17 protein-coding genes are annotated in these 15,188 nt (G+C 66.5%); 3 read left to right on the forward strand and 14 right to left on the reverse strand.

Features of this window, described 5'->3' with window-relative positions:
- The first annotated feature begins 13 nt into the window (after nt 1-13).
- Complete coding sequence (locus AX767_RS12315) at nt 14-808, forward strand: YecA/YgfB family protein (RefSeq protein ID WP_068631611.1); 795 nt, start codon at nt 14-16, stop codon at nt 806-808.
- Nucleotides 809-832: 24 nt separating this feature from the next.
- Here the strand turns inward: AX767_RS12315 and AX767_RS12320 are convergent, their stop codons facing one another.
- The 7 genes from AX767_RS12320 to cyoA are packed head-to-tail and all read right to left on the reverse strand — an operon-like array spanning nt 833 to nt 7,493.
- The gene (locus AX767_RS12320) at nt 833-1,372 is read right to left on the reverse strand and encodes a response regulator transcription factor (RefSeq protein ID WP_210392473.1); all 540 of its coding nucleotides are present in this window, start codon (nt 1,370-1,372) and stop codon (nt 833-835) included.
- Nucleotides 1,359-2,675, reverse strand: a complete 1,317-nt coding sequence (locus AX767_RS12325; protein ID WP_237288435.1) for an ATP-binding protein — start codon at nt 2,673-2,675, stop codon at nt 1,359-1,361. The genes AX767_RS12320 and AX767_RS12325 overlap by 14 nt, the downstream gene beginning before the upstream one ends.
- A complete protein-coding gene (locus AX767_RS12330; protein WP_068631614.1) occupies nt 2,659-3,399 on the reverse strand; it encodes an SURF1 family protein in 741 nt (246 codons plus the stop codon). Before AX767_RS12330 ends, AX767_RS12325 begins: the two co-directional genes overlap by 17 nt.
- A gap of 8 nt (nt 3,400-3,407) precedes the next feature.
- The gene (gene cyoD / locus AX767_RS12335; RefSeq protein WP_068631615.1) at nt 3,408-3,779 is read right to left on the reverse strand and encodes a cytochrome o ubiquinol oxidase subunit IV; all 372 of its coding nucleotides are present in this window, start codon (nt 3,777-3,779) and stop codon (nt 3,408-3,410) included.
- Entirely contained in the window at nt 3,776-4,417 is a 642-nt protein-coding gene (cyoC, locus tag AX767_RS12340) for a cytochrome o ubiquinol oxidase subunit III (protein ID WP_068631616.1), read from the reverse strand. The genes cyoD and cyoC overlap by 4 nt, the downstream gene beginning before the upstream one ends.
- Complete coding sequence (gene cyoB, locus AX767_RS12345; protein WP_068631617.1) at nt 4,410-6,416, reverse strand: cytochrome o ubiquinol oxidase subunit I; 2,007 nt, start codon at nt 6,414-6,416, stop codon at nt 4,410-4,412. Before cyoB ends, cyoC begins: the two co-directional genes overlap by 8 nt.
- A 21-nt stretch (nt 6,417-6,437) precedes the next feature.
- Nucleotides 6,438-7,493, reverse strand: coding sequence for a ubiquinol oxidase subunit II (gene cyoA, locus AX767_RS12350; protein WP_068633646.1), 1,056 nt, complete (start codon nt 7,491-7,493; stop codon nt 6,438-6,440).
- Nucleotides 7,494-7,701: 208 nt separating this feature from the next.
- Between cyoA and AX767_RS12355 the strand changes: the two genes are divergently transcribed.
- A complete protein-coding gene (locus tag AX767_RS12355) occupies nt 7,702-8,994 on the forward strand; it encodes an MFS transporter (RefSeq protein ID WP_068631618.1) in 1,293 nt (430 codons plus the stop codon).
- Here the strand turns inward: AX767_RS12355 and AX767_RS12360 are convergent, their stop codons facing one another.
- From AX767_RS12360 to AX767_RS12370, 3 genes are read right to left on the reverse strand one after another with little or no spacing between them, the layout of a single operon-like run.
- On the reverse strand, nt 8,995-9,306 hold the full coding sequence (locus AX767_RS12360) for a GNAT family N-acetyltransferase (protein ID WP_068631619.1): 312 nt from the start codon (nt 9,304-9,306) through the stop codon (nt 8,995-8,997).
- 13 nt (nt 9,307-9,319) lie between these two features.
- The gene (locus tag AX767_RS12365) at nt 9,320-9,808 is read right to left on the reverse strand and encodes a nuclear transport factor 2 family protein (protein ID WP_068631620.1); all 489 of its coding nucleotides are present in this window, start codon (nt 9,806-9,808) and stop codon (nt 9,320-9,322) included.
- A 23-nt stretch (nt 9,809-9,831) separates the two neighbouring features.
- The gene (locus tag AX767_RS12370) at nt 9,832-10,722 is read right to left on the reverse strand and encodes a LysR family transcriptional regulator (protein ID WP_068631621.1); all 891 of its coding nucleotides are present in this window, start codon (nt 10,720-10,722) and stop codon (nt 9,832-9,834) included.
- Between the two features lie 112 nt (nt 10,723-10,834).
- Here AX767_RS12370 and AX767_RS12375 point away from each other — a divergent pair, with 112 nt between their 5' ends.
- A complete protein-coding gene (locus tag AX767_RS12375; RefSeq protein ID WP_068631622.1) occupies nt 10,835-12,034 on the forward strand; it encodes an Acg family FMN-binding oxidoreductase in 1,200 nt (399 codons plus the stop codon).
- On the opposite strand, the gene AX767_RS12380 is transcribed toward AX767_RS12375, so the two are convergent.
- The 4 genes from AX767_RS12380 to AX767_RS12395 are packed head-to-tail and all read right to left on the reverse strand — an operon-like array spanning nt 12,012 to nt 15,175.
- The gene (locus tag AX767_RS12380; RefSeq protein ID WP_068631623.1) at nt 12,012-12,521 is read right to left on the reverse strand and encodes a CinA family protein; all 510 of its coding nucleotides are present in this window, start codon (nt 12,519-12,521) and stop codon (nt 12,012-12,014) included. The genes AX767_RS12375 and AX767_RS12380 overlap by 23 nt on opposite strands.
- A 10-nt stretch (nt 12,522-12,531) precedes the next feature.
- Nucleotides 12,532-13,065: a phosphatidylglycerophosphatase A family protein gene (locus tag AX767_RS12385; RefSeq protein WP_068631624.1), complete on the reverse strand. Its 534-nt coding sequence runs from the start codon at nt 13,063-13,065 to the stop codon at nt 12,532-12,534.
- Between the two features lie 5 nt (nt 13,066-13,070).
- Nucleotides 13,071-14,054, reverse strand: a complete 984-nt coding sequence (gene thiL, locus AX767_RS12390; RefSeq protein WP_068631625.1) for a thiamine-phosphate kinase — start codon at nt 14,052-14,054, stop codon at nt 13,071-13,073.
- Nucleotides 14,054-15,175 (reverse strand): YbdK family carboxylate-amine ligase, encoded by a 1,122-nt coding sequence (locus AX767_RS12395; RefSeq protein WP_068633648.1) that lies wholly within the window; start codon nt 15,173-15,175, stop codon nt 14,054-14,056. The genes thiL and AX767_RS12395 overlap by 1 nt, the downstream gene beginning before the upstream one ends.
- Nucleotides 15,176-15,188 lie beyond the last annotated feature (13 nt).

Below are 15,188 nucleotides of genomic sequence, written 5' to 3' on the forward strand. Positions count from 1 at the left end.
ATCCGCCTCCACCATGACGACCTTGCCCGACACCCCAGCCATCCCACCGTCCACCACGGCCGGCACGCCCGAACCCCTCGGCCCCGATGATTTCGACGCGCTCGACAACGCGCTCGACACCCTGCGCGAACACGACGACGAAGTCCCGCAGTGGGAATTCTGCGAAGGCTTCATGGCCGCGCTGGTCTGCACGCGCCGCCCGATCCCGCCCGCCGAGTACTGGCCGGTGCTGCTGGGCGAAGGCTTCGTGCCTGCGCAGCAGATGGAATTCGTCTGGCGCTGGAAGCGCCGCTGGGCCGAGATCGAAGAAGGGCTCGATGCCGACGTGCAGTCGCTCGACGACGAGCGCACCTGGCAACCCGAAGTGCTCGACACGCGCGGCGCGATCGCGTCGCTGCCGGAAGAAGAGCGCACCGAGATGGTCGGCGAAGCGATTCCGTCGTTCGCGCAGGTCTGGGCGCTCGGCTTCATGTACGCGGTCGAGAACTGGCCCGACGAATGGACCGCGCCGCGCGACAAGGAAGCGGCCGACATGCTCAACGACGCGCTTGACAACATCGTCGCGCTGACCGAGGACGACACCGCCAAACCGACGGTGTCGATGTTCAGCGAAGACGGCCCGCCGAGCGTGAGCCAGCAGCGCCTGGACGATTTCGGCGCCGCCATCTGGGCCGTCTACGACCTGCGCCAGCTCTGGAAAAGCATGGGTCCGCGGCAGGAAACGATCCGGAAGGAACCTCAGCCGGGCCGAAACGATCTGTGCCCGTGCGGCAGCGGGAAGAAGTTCAAGAAGTGCCACGGGGCGTGAGCCCTGTCCCGCGCTGAACGATCGCTACTTGACCTGCTGCTTGCCCAGCTTGCGCGCCAGCGTGCGCCGGTGCATGCCGAGGCGCCGCGCGGTCTCCGAGATGTTGAAGCCGGTCTCGGCCAGCACCTCGTGGATGCGTTCCCATTCGAGCGTCTTGATCGAGGTGGCGCGGTTCGTGAGTTCCACCTCCGTGGTGCCGCCCGCGCGGCCGAAGGCGGCTTCGATGTCGTCGGTGTTCGACGGCTTGGCCAGGTAGTGGCAGGCGCCCAGCTTGATGGCCTCGACCGCGGTCGCGATGCTTGCGAACCCCGTGAGCACCACGATCAGCATGGTCGCATCGTGCGCGTGCAGCGCCTGCACGCAGGCCAGGCCCGATGCATCGCCGTGCAGCTTCAGGTCGACCACCGCGTAGTGCGGCGATTGCGTCTGCAGCACCGCCGTTACCTCGTCGAAGCTGGCGGCCTGAAGCACCGTGTAGTCGCGCCGCTCGAAGGAGCGCCCGAGCGTGCGCGCGAAGGCCGCGTCGTCCTCGACGATGAGCAGCGTGCGGTCAGTCGTTTCCATGGCCGCCATCTTCCCCCGCCAGCGCGATCGCTGCCAGCGGCAGGGTGATCGTGACCTGTGCGCCGCCGCCAGGCAAGTTCTGCGCCGTGACGGTGCCGCCGAGCGTGCGCGCCACGTTCACGACCAGGAACAAGCCGAGCCCGCCGCCGGGTCGCCCCTTGGTCGACTGGTAGGGCTTGCCGAAATTGGCGAGCACACCCGTCGCGAAACCGCGGCCGCGGTCGCTGACTTCCAGCTTCAGTGTCTTGCCGTCGCGCGAGACGACCAGGTGCACCCACCCGGGCGAGGCTTCGAGCGCGTTGTCGAGCACGTTGCTCACCATCTGCTTGACCGCCGAGTCGGACACCATCGGCATGTCCTGGCCGAAGCGGTTGTCGTAGTCGAACGCCATGGTGCTGCGCGTCGCGCGCCACTCGGCGGCCAACTCGTCGAAGAAAGTGCAGATCGTCGTGCGCGCCGACGATTCGCCACGCGCCTTGCCGGCCGACAGCAGGATGCCGCTCACGATCGTCTTGCAGCGCTGCACCTGCGTCTCCATTTCGGCGACCTCTTGCAGCAGCTCGGCGTCGGACGCGAAATTCGGCAGGCGGCGCCAGTCGCCGAGGATCACGGCCAGCGTGGCGAGCGGCGTGCCGAGCTCGTGCGCCGCACCCGATGCCAGCAGGCCCATGCGCACGATGTGTTCTTCTTCGGCCGCCCGCTGGCGCAGGCCGGCGAGCCGTGCATCGCGCTCGCGCAGGTTGCGGTTGATGCGCGTGATGAAGGTGACCAGCAGCGCCGCGTTGAGCGCGAAGCACACCAGCATGCCCTGCACGTAGGGGCTCGCCAGGCCGCGGTCGTGGTCGAGCGGCAGCTCGAGCGGCCGGCCGAAGAGCGCGAGGCCGGCGAAGCAGCAGGTCGTCACGCCGACGATGGTCCAGGTCGACCACGCCTCGAGCAGCACCGCGCCGAGGATCACTTGCAGCAGGTAGAGAAACACGAACGGGTTCGTCGCGCCGCCGCTCAGGTAGAGCTGCACGGTCAGCATGCCGATGTCGACCAGCAGCGCCAGGAACAGCTCGCCGTTGGTGACTTCGCGGTGGCTGTGCCAGCGCAGCAGGCTCGCGCCGTTGAAGGCCACCAGGCAGCCGAGCACCACCAGCATCTGGTCGATCGGCAGGTGGATGCCGAAGCCGTAGTGCACGACCTCGATGGTGAAGAACTGGCCGACGGCCGCGAACCAGCGCAGCTGGATCAGCTGCTGCATGTTCTTGAAGCCGGTGGCGTCGTCGACGCGAACGGCGCCGTCACTCGGGCTGGGCATCGCTTCGATTCTCGGCATTTCGCCGGCGCCGGCTTTCGCGGCGCACCTGCCAGGCCGCGCCCACCACCATCGCCGCGAGCGTGTACCAGGTGATCGCGTAGACCAGGTGGCTGTTGTGGAAGGCGACGATGGTCAGGCCGCCCACGGGCCACGCGTCCGCCGGCGTGGCGTCGCCATCCACGAAGTACGGCGCGACCGGGCGCAGGCCACGCGCGTCGGCGATGGCGGCCACGTCGCGCGAAAACCAGCGGTCTGCGGCCGGGTCGTTCTTGCGCAGGAAGCCGCCGCCCGGTTCGGTGAGGCGCAGCAGGCCGGTGACGGTGGTGGTGCCCGCCGTCTCGGTCGCGGAGCGGGCGGCGCGCTCGCGCACTTCGGGCGGCACGAAGCCGCGGTTGACGAGCACGGTGCTGCCGTCGGCCTGGCGCAACGGGGTCAGCACCCAAAAGCCGCTGCCGCGCGTGGTGACGGCCTGGACGAAGGTCTCGCGGTCGTGGAGGAAAGTGCCGGTGAGGGCGACGTGGCGGTACTCGTCGGCCGCGGGCGTGACGGCCGCCCATTGGTCGGGGCCGGGCGCCGGTGAGGGCGCGGCATGGACGCGGGCTTCGACGCGGGCGATGAGGTCCAGTTTCCAGGCCCGGCGCTCGACCTGCCAAGTGCCCAGCGCGATGAAGCCCGCAAAAGCCAGGACGGCAACGGCCGCCCAGGCGACCAACGCGGGCCGCATCGGGGGCTTCAAGGCATGTTCTTCATGTCGTGAACGGACATCGGCATCATGTTGTGATTCAGGTGGTACATCACCCAGATCGATCCGCTCAGCGTGATCACGACGAGCACCAGCGTGAAGACCAACGCCAGCATCGACCAGCCGCCCTCCGACTTGGTGTTCATGTGCAGGAAATAGATCATGTGGACCACGATCTGTATCGCCGCGAAGGCCAGGACCACGAGCGCGGTGGTGCTCGACTTGTCGAACACCTTGCCCATCACGAGCCAGAACGGAATCGCGGTGAGGACGATCGACAGGACGAAGCCTGTCATGTAGCCCTTGAAGGTGCTGTGCGGTGCGCCGTCGTCGTGCGCGTGGTGGTCGTCGTGTGCGCTCATGGCAGTGAACCCATCAGGTAAACGAAGGTGAAGACGCCGATCCAGACCACGTCCAGAAAGTGCCAGAACATCGACAGGCACATCAGCCGCCGCTTGTTCTCGGGAATGAGGCCGCCGCGCGACACCTGCACCATCAGCGTGACGAGCCAGATGATGCCGAACGTGACGTGCAGGCCGTGCGTGCCGACCAGCGTGAAGAAGGCCGACAGGAAGGCGCTGCGCTGCGGGCCCGCGCCTTCGTGGATGAGGTGCGCGAACTCGTAGAGTTCAAGGCCGAGGAATGCCAGGCCGAACAGGCCGGTGATGCCGAGCCACACCAGCATCGGCTTGAGGCGATCCTTCTGCATCTCCAGCATCGCGAAGCCGTAGGTGATGGACGACAGCAGCAGCATCGACGTGTTGAGCGCGACGAGCGGCAGGTCGAACAGATCGGCACCCGACGGGCCGGCCGCGTAGCTGCGCCCCAGCACCGCGTACACCGCGAACAGGCACGCGAAGATGAGGCAGTCGCTCATCAAGTAGAGCCAGAACCCCAGCAGCGTGCCGTTCTCGGGGTGGTGCTCTTCGGTCTCGTAGAAGCGCAGCGTGTCGGCGTTGTTCACGACGCCGTGCGCGGAGGTGAAAGTGACTTCAGACATGACCGGCAGCCAGCAAGGTTGTGCGCGCGGCTTCCGTGCGGGCGACGTCGTCGGCCGCGATGTGATAGTCGCGCTTGTAGTTGAAGGTGTGGGCGATGGCCGCGATGATCAGCACGGCGAACGACAGGATCGCGAGCGCCCACATGTGCCAGATCGTCGCGAAGCCGAACACCGCGGAGAGGCCGGCCAGCACCATGCCAGCGGCCGTGTTCTTCGGCATGTGGATCGGGATGAAGCCGCTGAGCGGGCGCTGGTAGCCGCGTTTCTTCATGTCGTGCCAGGCATCGCCGTCATGGATGCGCGGCGTGAACGCGAAGTTGTAGGCAGGCGGCGGCGAGGAGGTCGACCACTCGAGCGTGCGGCCGTCCCACGGGTCGCCGGTGCGGTCGCGCAGGGCTTCGCGGTTGCGGTAGGTCACGACGAACTGGATGATCATCGCCAGGATGCCGAGCGCGATCAGGAAGGCGCCGAACGCGGCGATCACGAACCAGATCTGCAGCGACGGGTCGTCGAACTTGCTCATGCGGCGTGTCACGCCCATCAGACCCAACACGTAGAGCGGCATGAACGCGAACCAGAAGCCCGAGAGCCAGAGCCAGAACGAGATCTTGCCCCAGCGCGGATCGAGCTTGATGCCGGTCGCCTTCGGGAACCAGTAGTTGATGCCGGCAAACGCGCCGAACACCACGCCGCCGATGATCACGTTGTGGAAGTGGGCGATCAGGAACAGGCTGTTGTGCAGCACGAAGTCGGCCGGCGGCACGGCCAGCAGCACGCCTGTCATGCCGCCGATGGTGAAGGTCACCATGAAGCCCATGGTCCACAGCATTGGCACTTCAAAGCGGATGCGGCCGCGGTACATCGTGAACAGCCAGTTGAAGATCTTCGCCCCGGTCGGGATGGAGATGATCATCGTCGTGATGCCGAAGAACGAATTGACGCTGGCACCCGAGCCCATCGTGAAGAAGTGGTGCAGCCACACGAGGTAGGAGAGGATCGTGATCACGATGGTGGCGTAGACCATCGAGGCATAGCCGAAGAGGCGCTTGCCCGAGAACGTCGACACCACTTCGGAGAACACGCCGAAGAGCGGCAGGATCAGGATGTAGACCTCCGGGTGACCCCAGATCCAGATCAGGTTGACGTACATCATGGCGTTGCCGCCGAGGTCGTTCGAGAAGAAGTTGGTGCCCGCGTAGCGGTCGAGCGAGAGCAGGCCCAGCACGGCGGTCAGGACCGGGAACGCGGCGACGATCAGCACGTTGGTGCACAGCGAGGTCCAGGTGAAGATCGGCATCTTCATCAGGCCCATGCCGGGTGCGCGCATCTTCACGATCGTGGCGATCAGGTTGATGCCCGAAAGCAGCGTGCCGACCCCGGCAATCTGCAACGACCAGATGTAATAGTCGACCCCCACGTCAGGGCTGTACGCGATGCCCGAGAGCGGCGGGTAAGCGAGCCAGCCGGTGCGCGCGAATTCGCCGACGAACAGCGACGCCATCACCAGCCCGGCACCCGCGGTGGTCATCCAGAAGCTGAAGTTGTTCAGAAACGGGAAGGCCACGTCGCGTGCGCCGATCTGCAGCGGCACGGCGAAGTTCATGAGTCCGGTGACGAGCGGCATCGCCACGAAGAAAATCATGATCACGCCGTGCGCCGTGAACACCTGGTCGTAGTGGTGCGGCGGCAGGAAGCCCTCGTTGCCGCCGAAGGCCATGGCCTGTTGCGCGCGCATCATGATCGCGTCGGAGAAGCCGCGCAGCAGCATGACCAGACCGAGGATGATGTACATGATCCCGATCTTCTTGTGGTCGATGCTGGTGAACCACTCGCGCCAGAGGTAGCCCCAAACCTTGAAATAGGTCAGTGCGCCGACCAGCGCGATGCCGCCCAGCCCCACCGCGATGAAGGTGGCGAGCAGGATCGGCTCGTGGTACGGGATCGCCTCCCAGGTGAGGCGGCCGAAGATGAGTTTGGTGAGATCGAGGTGATCGAACATCGTGAATGCGAGAGCCAGTTATCAGTTCGGCCGGGCCACAGGCGCCAAAAGCGCGTCGGACGGATCGTTGACGCTGCACATGGCAGCGACATAGGGACGGCTCGCCTTGCCCGTGAGGGCCGGGTCGAGCGAGGACAGGTTGTAGGCGCCCGGCTTGCCGAGTCCACCGCCTGCGTCGATCGCCATCATTTCCTTCATGCACATCTTGCTGCGGTCGACGCAGCGGTTGAGGATGGCGTCGTACAGGTCGGGCGCCACGGCGGCGTAGCGCTGGACCGGATTGCGTTCGCTGGGCTTTTCGAGCGCCATGTAGGCATCGCGCGTGAGCTGCCCGCCGTCGCCCTTTTTGGCATTGGCGACCCACTGGTCGAAGTCGCCGGTGCTCAGGCCGTGGAACTTGAACCGCATGTTGGAAAAGCCCGCGCCGCTGTAGTTGGCCGAGAAGCCGTCGAACACGCCGGGCTTGTTGATGACGGCGTGCAGCTTGGTCTCCATGCCCGGCATCGCATAGATCTGACCGGCCAGCGCGGGAATGAAGAACGAGTTCATGACCGACGACGCCGTGATCTTGAACATGATCGGTCGGTTGATCGGGGCGGCCAGTTCATTGACTGTCGCGACGCCCTGCTCGGGATAGATAAAAAGCCACTTCCAGTCGAGTGCGACGACTTCGACCACCAGCGGCTCGGTGCCGGGAACCACGTTCTGCTCGGCCGTGATGCGGGTGAGCGGCCGGTAGGGGTCGAGGGTGTGGGTGCTGATCCAGGTCAACGCGCCGAGCGCAATGATGATCAGCAGCGGGGCCGCCCAAATCACCAGCTCGAGTTGCGTGGAATGGTCCCAATCGGGCCGGTAGTCGGCCTCGGTGTTCGCCTTGCGATAGCGCCAGGCGAACACGAAGGTGAGTGCGATCACCGGGACGACGATCAGCAGCATCAGCACCGTGGACTGGATGATCAGGTCGCGTTGCTGAACCGCCACGTCGCCGGACGGGTTCATGAGCACCATGTTGCAGCCGGCCAGCAGGGCGGCGGCGGGCAACAGGAGCAGTCCACGGAGGGTCTTGAGGGAGGGCATGCCGTACAAACGTACTAAGGGTGGAAAGCGTGAGCGGGAACGCGCAGAATCTACGTCCAACGGCGCCCGGAGGGCATTGGACGTTTTGTCCTATGGCGACTTTGGGCGAGCAATGAGACCCTCCAGTTCCAGTGTGACAACACCCTAATCACAAGCGAGCACGATGTCCAGCGTCCCCCAAGCCCACAACGAACTGTCGCCTCGGCAAATGGAACAGGACGTCCGCAACGTCACCGCCGACCACTCCGGCATCGCCCCGAGCGAGATCGCCGTCGGCGTGATCATCGGACGCGCCTCCGAGTATTTCGACTTCTTCGTCTACGCCATCGCCTCGGTGCTGGTGTTCCCGGCGGTGTTCTTCCCGTTCGAAGCGCGGCTCGAAGGCACGCTCTATTCCTTCGTGATCTTCTCGTTCGCATTCATCGCGCGCCCGATCGGCACCGTCGCCTTCATGGCGATCCAGCGGCGCTGGGGCCGCGGCGTCAAGCTCACCGCGGCGTTGTTTCTGCTGGGCGTGTCGACCGTGTGCATCGCGTTTCTGCCGGGCTACGCCAGCATTGGCCCTGCGGCCATCGTGCTGCTCTCGGTGCTGCGCTTCGCCCAGGGCATCGCGCTCGGCGGCTCATGGGACGGGTTGCCCTCGTTGCTCGCGCTCAGCGCACCGGAAAAGCGCCGCGGCTGGTACGCCATGATTCCGCAGCTCGGCGCGCCGATCGGTTTCATGATCGCCGCCGGCTTGTTCATGTTCTTGCATGCGAGCCTCTGGTCGGGCGACTTCCTGGACTGGGGCTGGCGCTATCCGTTCTACGTGGCCTTCGCCATCAACGTGGTGGCGCTCTTCGCGCGGCTGCGCCTGGTGGTGACGAACGAATACGAAGCACTGCTCGACAAGAACGAGCTGGAGCCGGTGCCGGTCCGGGAGCTGTTCAAAGCCCGCGGCGGCAACCTGTTCATCGGCGCTTTCGCCTCGCTCGCCAGCTACGCGCTGTTTCACCTGGTCACGGTGTTCCCGCTGTCGTGGATCACGCTCAAGTCGTCGCAGCCGGTGAGCGACGTGCTGCTGATCCAGATCATCGGCGCGGCGATCTGCATCGTGGGGGTGATCGTTTCGGGCTGGGTCGCCGACCGTTTTGGCCGCCGTACGACGCTGGGCGTGCTGGCGGTGGCGATCGCGGTGTTCAGCGGCTTCGCCCCGACCCTGCTGACCGCCGGTGAGTTCGGCGAGGACGCCTTCATCCTGGTGGGCTTTGCGCTGCTCGGTCTGTCGTACGGCCAGGCGGCGGGTGCCGTGACCTCCAACTTCGAGGCCAAGTACCGCTACACCGGCGCCGCGCTGACCTCCGACTTCGCCTGGCTCATCGGCGCGGCTTTTGCGCCTCTGGTGGCGCTCGGCCTGTCCGCCCACTTCGGGTTGGCGTACCTCAGCGTCTACCTGCTGTCGGGCGCCGCCTGCACGCTGGTCGCGCTGCAGGTCAACCGCTCCCTCGAAATCAGGGACTGATCAGATCTTGAAGGCGCGGCGGATGTCGTCGCGCACCAGGTCGACGTAATCCGGATGCTTGCGAATGTAGCCGGCGATGAACTGGCACACCGGGATCACATGCCGCTTTTGTGCCCGCGCATCGTCCAGCACGTGCCGGGCGATGGCCGATCCGATACCCTTGCCTTCGTTTTCAGGCAGCACCTCGGTGTGCGTGAACATGATCGCGTCGGTCAGCAGGTTGTATTCGGCGAACCCTGCGAGCCGGCCGTCGACCGTGGCTTCGTAGCGGTGCTGCGCCGTGTTGTTGTTGAAGACAATGTCGGTGGCCACGGACAGGATTCTTTCAGGGCTGGTGGGCCAGGAAGGCCGCGAGGTGGGTGGCGGCGGTCGTGCGGACCTTGGCGCGCAGCATCGGCGTCCAGCCGAGCAGCAGGCCCGGCGCGCCGAGCGCCTGCCGTGACCACGGCCAGAAGGCGAAGCGGTCTTGCTGAACCGAAATCAAGCCATCCGGCGTGAAGGTGAAACGCGAGTCGACGCTGTTGTCGACGATGCGTCCGGTGGCGCTGAAGCGGTAGTGCGCATCCCAGTGCGCCTGGCCGCTGGTGCCGTCGGCGGCCACGTCGCGGTAGGTCAGCTTCCACACGTCGGCGCCTTTGGCCTTCGTGCCGGCGCAAAGCATCTTCCACATGCCGCCGACCTCCCGGGCGCCGCGCAGCGAGAACGCCTCGTCGTCGAACGTTGCATCGCGGGCATAGCAGGCGGCCATGGTGTCGGCGTCGAGCCGGGCGAAGGCGTCGTAGAAGCGGCGGATTGTTTGTTCGTTAGCCGGCATGATTTCTCTCGTACACGTCATTTTCAAAGCGCATCCGGAAGACTGCGCGCGAGGAAATCATAGACGGCGCGGATGCGGCGGTTGGTGCGAATTTCGCGGTGCACCACCAGCCAGACCGGAAGCGGCGGGATCTTCAGCGACGGAAGCAGCCGTTCGACCTCGCTGTCGGTGCGCTTCACGTACTCGGCGACAAAGCCGATGCCGAGCCCGGCGCGCACCGCCTGCCAGTACACGTTGAGGTCGTCGCTGCGGAACGCGAATTGCTCACGTGCGATCGGCATGCCCATCGCCGCGAATCCGCGCACGATGGTGTTGTCCCGGTCGGTGCCGATCAGGTCGTGCTGCAACAGGTCGGCCGTCTGGCGCGGCGTGCCGCGGCGACGCAGATAGTCGCGATGCGCGCAGGCCGTGAAAGCCACCTTGCCGACGCGCCGGATCACCAGAGACGACTGCACGGGTTGCACCATGCGCAACGCAATATCGGCCTCGCGCCGTAACAGGTTGGTGACCTCGTTGCTCGACACCAGCTCGATCTGGATGCCGGGCAGTGCCTGGCGCAGCTGCGCCAGCAGCGGCGGCAGCAGGTGCACGGCCACGGGCTGGCTCGCGCTGATGCGCACCGTGCCACTCGCCATCGCGTCGGCACCCGACACGCCGCGCGTCAGCGCTCCGGCTGCGGCTTCCATCGCGCGGGCCGCATCGGCCAGCTGGAGCGCCATCGCGGTCGGCTGGAGCCCGCGACCGGTGCGCTCGAACAGCACGGTGTCGAGCTGCGCCTCCAGTTCGGCGATGTGACGCCCCACGGTCGGCTGGCTGGACCCCATCGTGCGCGCCGCACCCAGCAAGCTGCCGCGCTCGAGTACGGCGAGGAAGGAGCGCACCAGGTGCCAGTCGAAGTCAGTGGCGGTGGTCATGGTTGATTTCCTATTCAAGTATGAATAGCTGTTATGGAAAAGTACGCAATTGTGGGGACACTCTATCGTTTCCACAATCGCGTCATCACCACAGCATTTCCAGGAGCATCCCATGATCCAACGTCGCAACTTCGTTCGCCTGGTCGGGGGTGGCGCGGTCGCAGTCGCCACAGCCGGCACGCTGGCGGCCTGCTCTCTCACGCCCGAATATCCAGCCGCAGCGGTCGAGATTTGGCGCGGGCCCGGCCACGAGACCGATGTGCGCAAGCGTGCCATCGCCTATGCAGTGACTGCGCCCAATCCGCACAACCGCCAGCCTTGGCTGCTGGATGTCGACACGCCCGACACCCTCACGCTGTACTGCGATACCGAGCGCTTGCTGCCCGAGACTGATCCATTCGGCCGGCAGATCCTGATCGGCCATGGCGCTTTCATCGAGTTGCTGGTGATGGCGCTGGCCGAACAGGGCGTGCGCAGCGAAGTGCAGCTGTGGCCCGAAGGCGAGCTGCCACGCACGCTCGCCGCATGGTCGCGCAAACCGGTTGCGCGCCTCGTGCTGTCGCCCGGTGCCCGACCCGATCCGCTGTTCGCGCAAGTGCTGCTGCGCCACACGCCGAAGATGCGCTACGACACGACGCAACCGGTGTCCGCGCAGGCACTCCAGAAGCTCATCGAAGCCGGCGGGCAGCGCGGTGGCGGTGTGCAAAGTGGCGGCACGGTGGACGCCGTACGCGTCGAACCGCTGCGCAAGCTGTGCCTGGACGCGGCGCGCGTCGAACTGCTGACGCCCGCGACGGCGATGGAAAGCGTTCGTCTGATGCGTGTCGGTCCGGACGAAATCCTGCAGCACCGCGACGGCATCTCGATCACCAGCCGGATGGCACGCATTTTCTCCGTGCTCGGTCAGTTCGACCGCAGCCGGCCGCCCACGGCCGACAGCGCGGCTTACAAGCAGGCCCTTCAAACGTTCGACGACTACAGCAACACGGCCATGGGCTTCGTCTGGTTGAGCACCGCGCGCAACGGGCGCAATGACCAGATCGAAACGGGTCGGGCCTATGTCCGGCAGCAACTGCAGGCCACGGCGGCGGGTGTGGGCATCCACCCAATGAGCCAGGCGCTGCAGGAGTTCCCCGAAATGGCGCCGCACTTCGAGGCGGTGCATCGCATGCTGCTCGAACGGCCGGCGCCGCGCACCGTGGACGATTCAACGGTGCAGATGATGTGCCGCATCGGCTATCCCTTCGCGTCGGTGCCGGCCACGCCGCGTCGGCCGCTGCCGCAATTCTTCAGGCGTGCTGCAGCCGCATGAGCAAGGTCTGAATCGCGTGCGCGACCGTGGCGGCGCGCACCGCGGTGCGATCGCCGTGGAAGCGGCGGCGCTCGGCGTGTACATGGCCGTCGATGGACCAGCCGAACCACACAGTGCCCACCGGCTTCTCGGCGCTGCCGCCGGAGGGGCCGGCTACGCCGGTGACGGCCACCGACACCTGAGCGTGCGAACGAGCCAGCGCGCCTTCGGCCATTGCGTGGACCACGGCTTCGCTGACCGCACCGTGCGCGCTGATCACGGCCGCATCGACGCCGAGCATCTCGCTCTTGGCCTCGTTCGAATAGGTCACGAAGCCGCGCTCGAACCAGACGCTGGAGCCAGCCAGCTCGGTGCAGCCGGCGGCGATCAACCCGCCGGTGCAGCTTTCGGCCGTGGCGAGCATCCAGCGCTTTTGCTGGAGCAGATCGGCCGCAAGACGCAGGAGGTCGAGCACGGAGGGGTCCGGATTCGAATGCAGATCGGTCATGAAGGGTTGCTTACCAGGCGCGCCAGGCGGCGATGACCAGCAGCGTACAGAACGCTGCCACCAGGTCGTCCAGGAGGATGCCGAAACCGGCACGCCACCAGTCGGGCGCCGTCGCGCCGCGCTGCTTGAACAGGCCGTCCGCCCATTTCACCGGCCCGAACTTGGCGGCGTCGAAGAAGCGGAACAGGCCGAAGGCGATGGCCTGCGCCAGCAGTCCGGCCGGCGTCACCAGCCACAGCACGAGCCAGAACGCGACCACTTCGTCCCACACGATGGCACCGGGGTCGGCGATGCGCATGTGCCTGGCCGTGACCGAGCAAGCCCACCAGCCGACCGGCAGCGACACGAGGATGACCCAGCCGATCGTCGACGGCGCGAGCCAGCGCTGCATCACGACGAAAGCGGCCCAGGCCCACAGCGTGCCGACGGTGCCCGGCGCGAAGCGCGGCAGGCCGGAGCCGAAGCCGAGCGCGATGCAATGCGCCGGGTGCGACAGCATGAAGCGCCAGGTCGGACGGAAAGGGGTGGATGGCGAGGAAGACATGGGGCTCACTGGAAATGGTCGAACGACGTGAATCGCTGCCCGATGTCGGCACCGCCTGCGTTAACGATGCGCAGACCCGGCGCCGCCTCGATGCGGCCGATGCGGGTGACGGCGGTGTCGCTGTCGCGGCCGGCCTGCAGCACGGCGTCGCGCGCGGCTTCGGGCGCGGTGAAGACCAGCTCGTAGTCGTCGCCCCCCGAGAGCGCACAGGTGCGCCACGCGTCGAGGCCGATTCGGTGCGCCTCGCCATTGGACCCAGCGCGCGCTGCGATCAGTTCGACAGCCGCATCGGCGTCCAGCCGGGCGCCGACCCGGCTGGCGCCGAGGATGTGGTTCAGGTCGCCGATGAGCCCATCGCTCACGTCGACCGCCGAGGTTGCAATGCCGCGCAGCGCCATGCCGAGCGCCACGCGCGGCGTCGGCGTTTCCATGCGGGCGCGCGCCGCCTCGAACACATCGGCCGGCAAGGAGAGCGTGCCGCGGAACGCTTCGAGCGCGAGTCGCGCGTCGCCGAGCGCGCCGCTCACCCAGAGGTCGTCGCCCGGCTTCGCGCCCGAACGCAGCAGCGCGGCGCCGCTCGGCACTTCGCCGAACACCGTGATGCAGATGTTGAGCGGGCCGCGCGTCGTGTCGCCGCCGACCAGTTCGCACGCATGCGCATCGGCCAGCGCGAGCAGGCCGCGCGAGAAACCCGCGAGCCAGCCCTCGTCGACCGCAGGAAGCGACAGTGCCAGCGTGAAGGCCAGCGGCTTCGCGCCGCACGCGGCGAGGTCGCTGAGGTTGACCGCCAGCGCCTTGTGGCCGAGTCGCGCCGGATCCACCGTCGACAGAAAGTGCCGCCCCTCGACCAGCATGTCGGTCGACACCGCCAGCTGCATGCCGGCGGCCGGCGCCAGCAGCGCGCAATCGTCGCCGGTGCCGAGCGGCGAGCGCCAGGCCGGCCGCGCGAAGTACCGCGCGATCAGGTCGAATTCGCCGAGGGCCGCCATCAGGCTTGTCCCCGGAAGCGCAACGCAGCCTGTCGCACGACCTCGGCCAGCATGCGCTCCTTGCCCTGCTTTTCGCGCAACCAGCGCGCGTCGTTGCGGTTGGCTTCCACGCTGGTGCGCAACTCGCCGAGCACCTGCGTCGCGCCGAGCGCTTCGCTGTGCCACTCGAGCTGCGTCATGGTCATGAGGATGTGGTCGCGCAGCGGCATGTGCTCGCCGCTGGCCGGGTCGACATACACCGCGTCGAGCCCGAAGCGGCAGGCCTGGAAACGGTTGTAGGTGTAGACGAGGTAGTCGTCTTCGGTCGGCACGAACGGGTCTTCCTGCAGGAACCAGGCCGCAAGCGATTGCACGTAGCCGGCCAGCGCGGCGGCGCGTTCCACCGTGAGCGGCGTGTCGAACACGCGGATCTCGATGGTGCCGAACTCGGGCTTGGGGCGAATGTCCCAGTAGAAATCTTTCATGCTGCGAACGACGCCGGTGCGGGTCATGCGCTCGAAGTAGTTCTCGAACTCCTTCCAGCTCAGCGTGAATGGCGCGCGGCCCGACAGCGGGAACGCGAACACCGAATTGAGCCGTGCCGAATCGAACTGCGTGTCCTGTCCCTGCACGAAGGGCGAAGACGCCGACAGCGCGATGAAGTGCGGGATGTAGCGCGACATGCGGTGCAGCATCAAGAGCGCGGCGTCGGCGCTCGGGCAACCGATGTGCACATGCTGGCCGAAGATGGTGAATTGCTTGGAGAGGTAGCCGTACAGCTCCGACAGTTCGCGAAAGCGCGGCTTGTCGTAGATGCGCCGCTCGTGCCATTGCTGGAACGCGTGCGTGCCGCCGCCGACCACCGCGATGTTGAGCTTGTCCGCATTGCGGATCAGCGCCTCGCGGATCGGCGACAGCTGGTCGATCACGTCCTGCGCCGAGTGGCAGATGTCGGTCGAGATCTCGATCATGCTCGACGTCATTTCGGGCACGACGCTGCCCGGCAACGGCGTTTCGGCCATCAACCGCAGCATGTCTTCGGCATAGGGCGCGAGGTCGTAGTCGTGGGTGTTCACGAGCTGCAATTCGAGCTCGACACCGAGCGACAGCGCCTTGGACTGGTTGAAGGGTTCGAGCGCAATCGCCTTGCTCTTG

Origin of the sequence: Variovorax sp. PAMC 28711, assembly GCF_001577265.1 — a bacterium.
In the GTDB taxonomy this organism is placed as follows: Bacteria; Pseudomonadota; Gammaproteobacteria; order Burkholderiales; family Burkholderiaceae_C; genus Variovorax.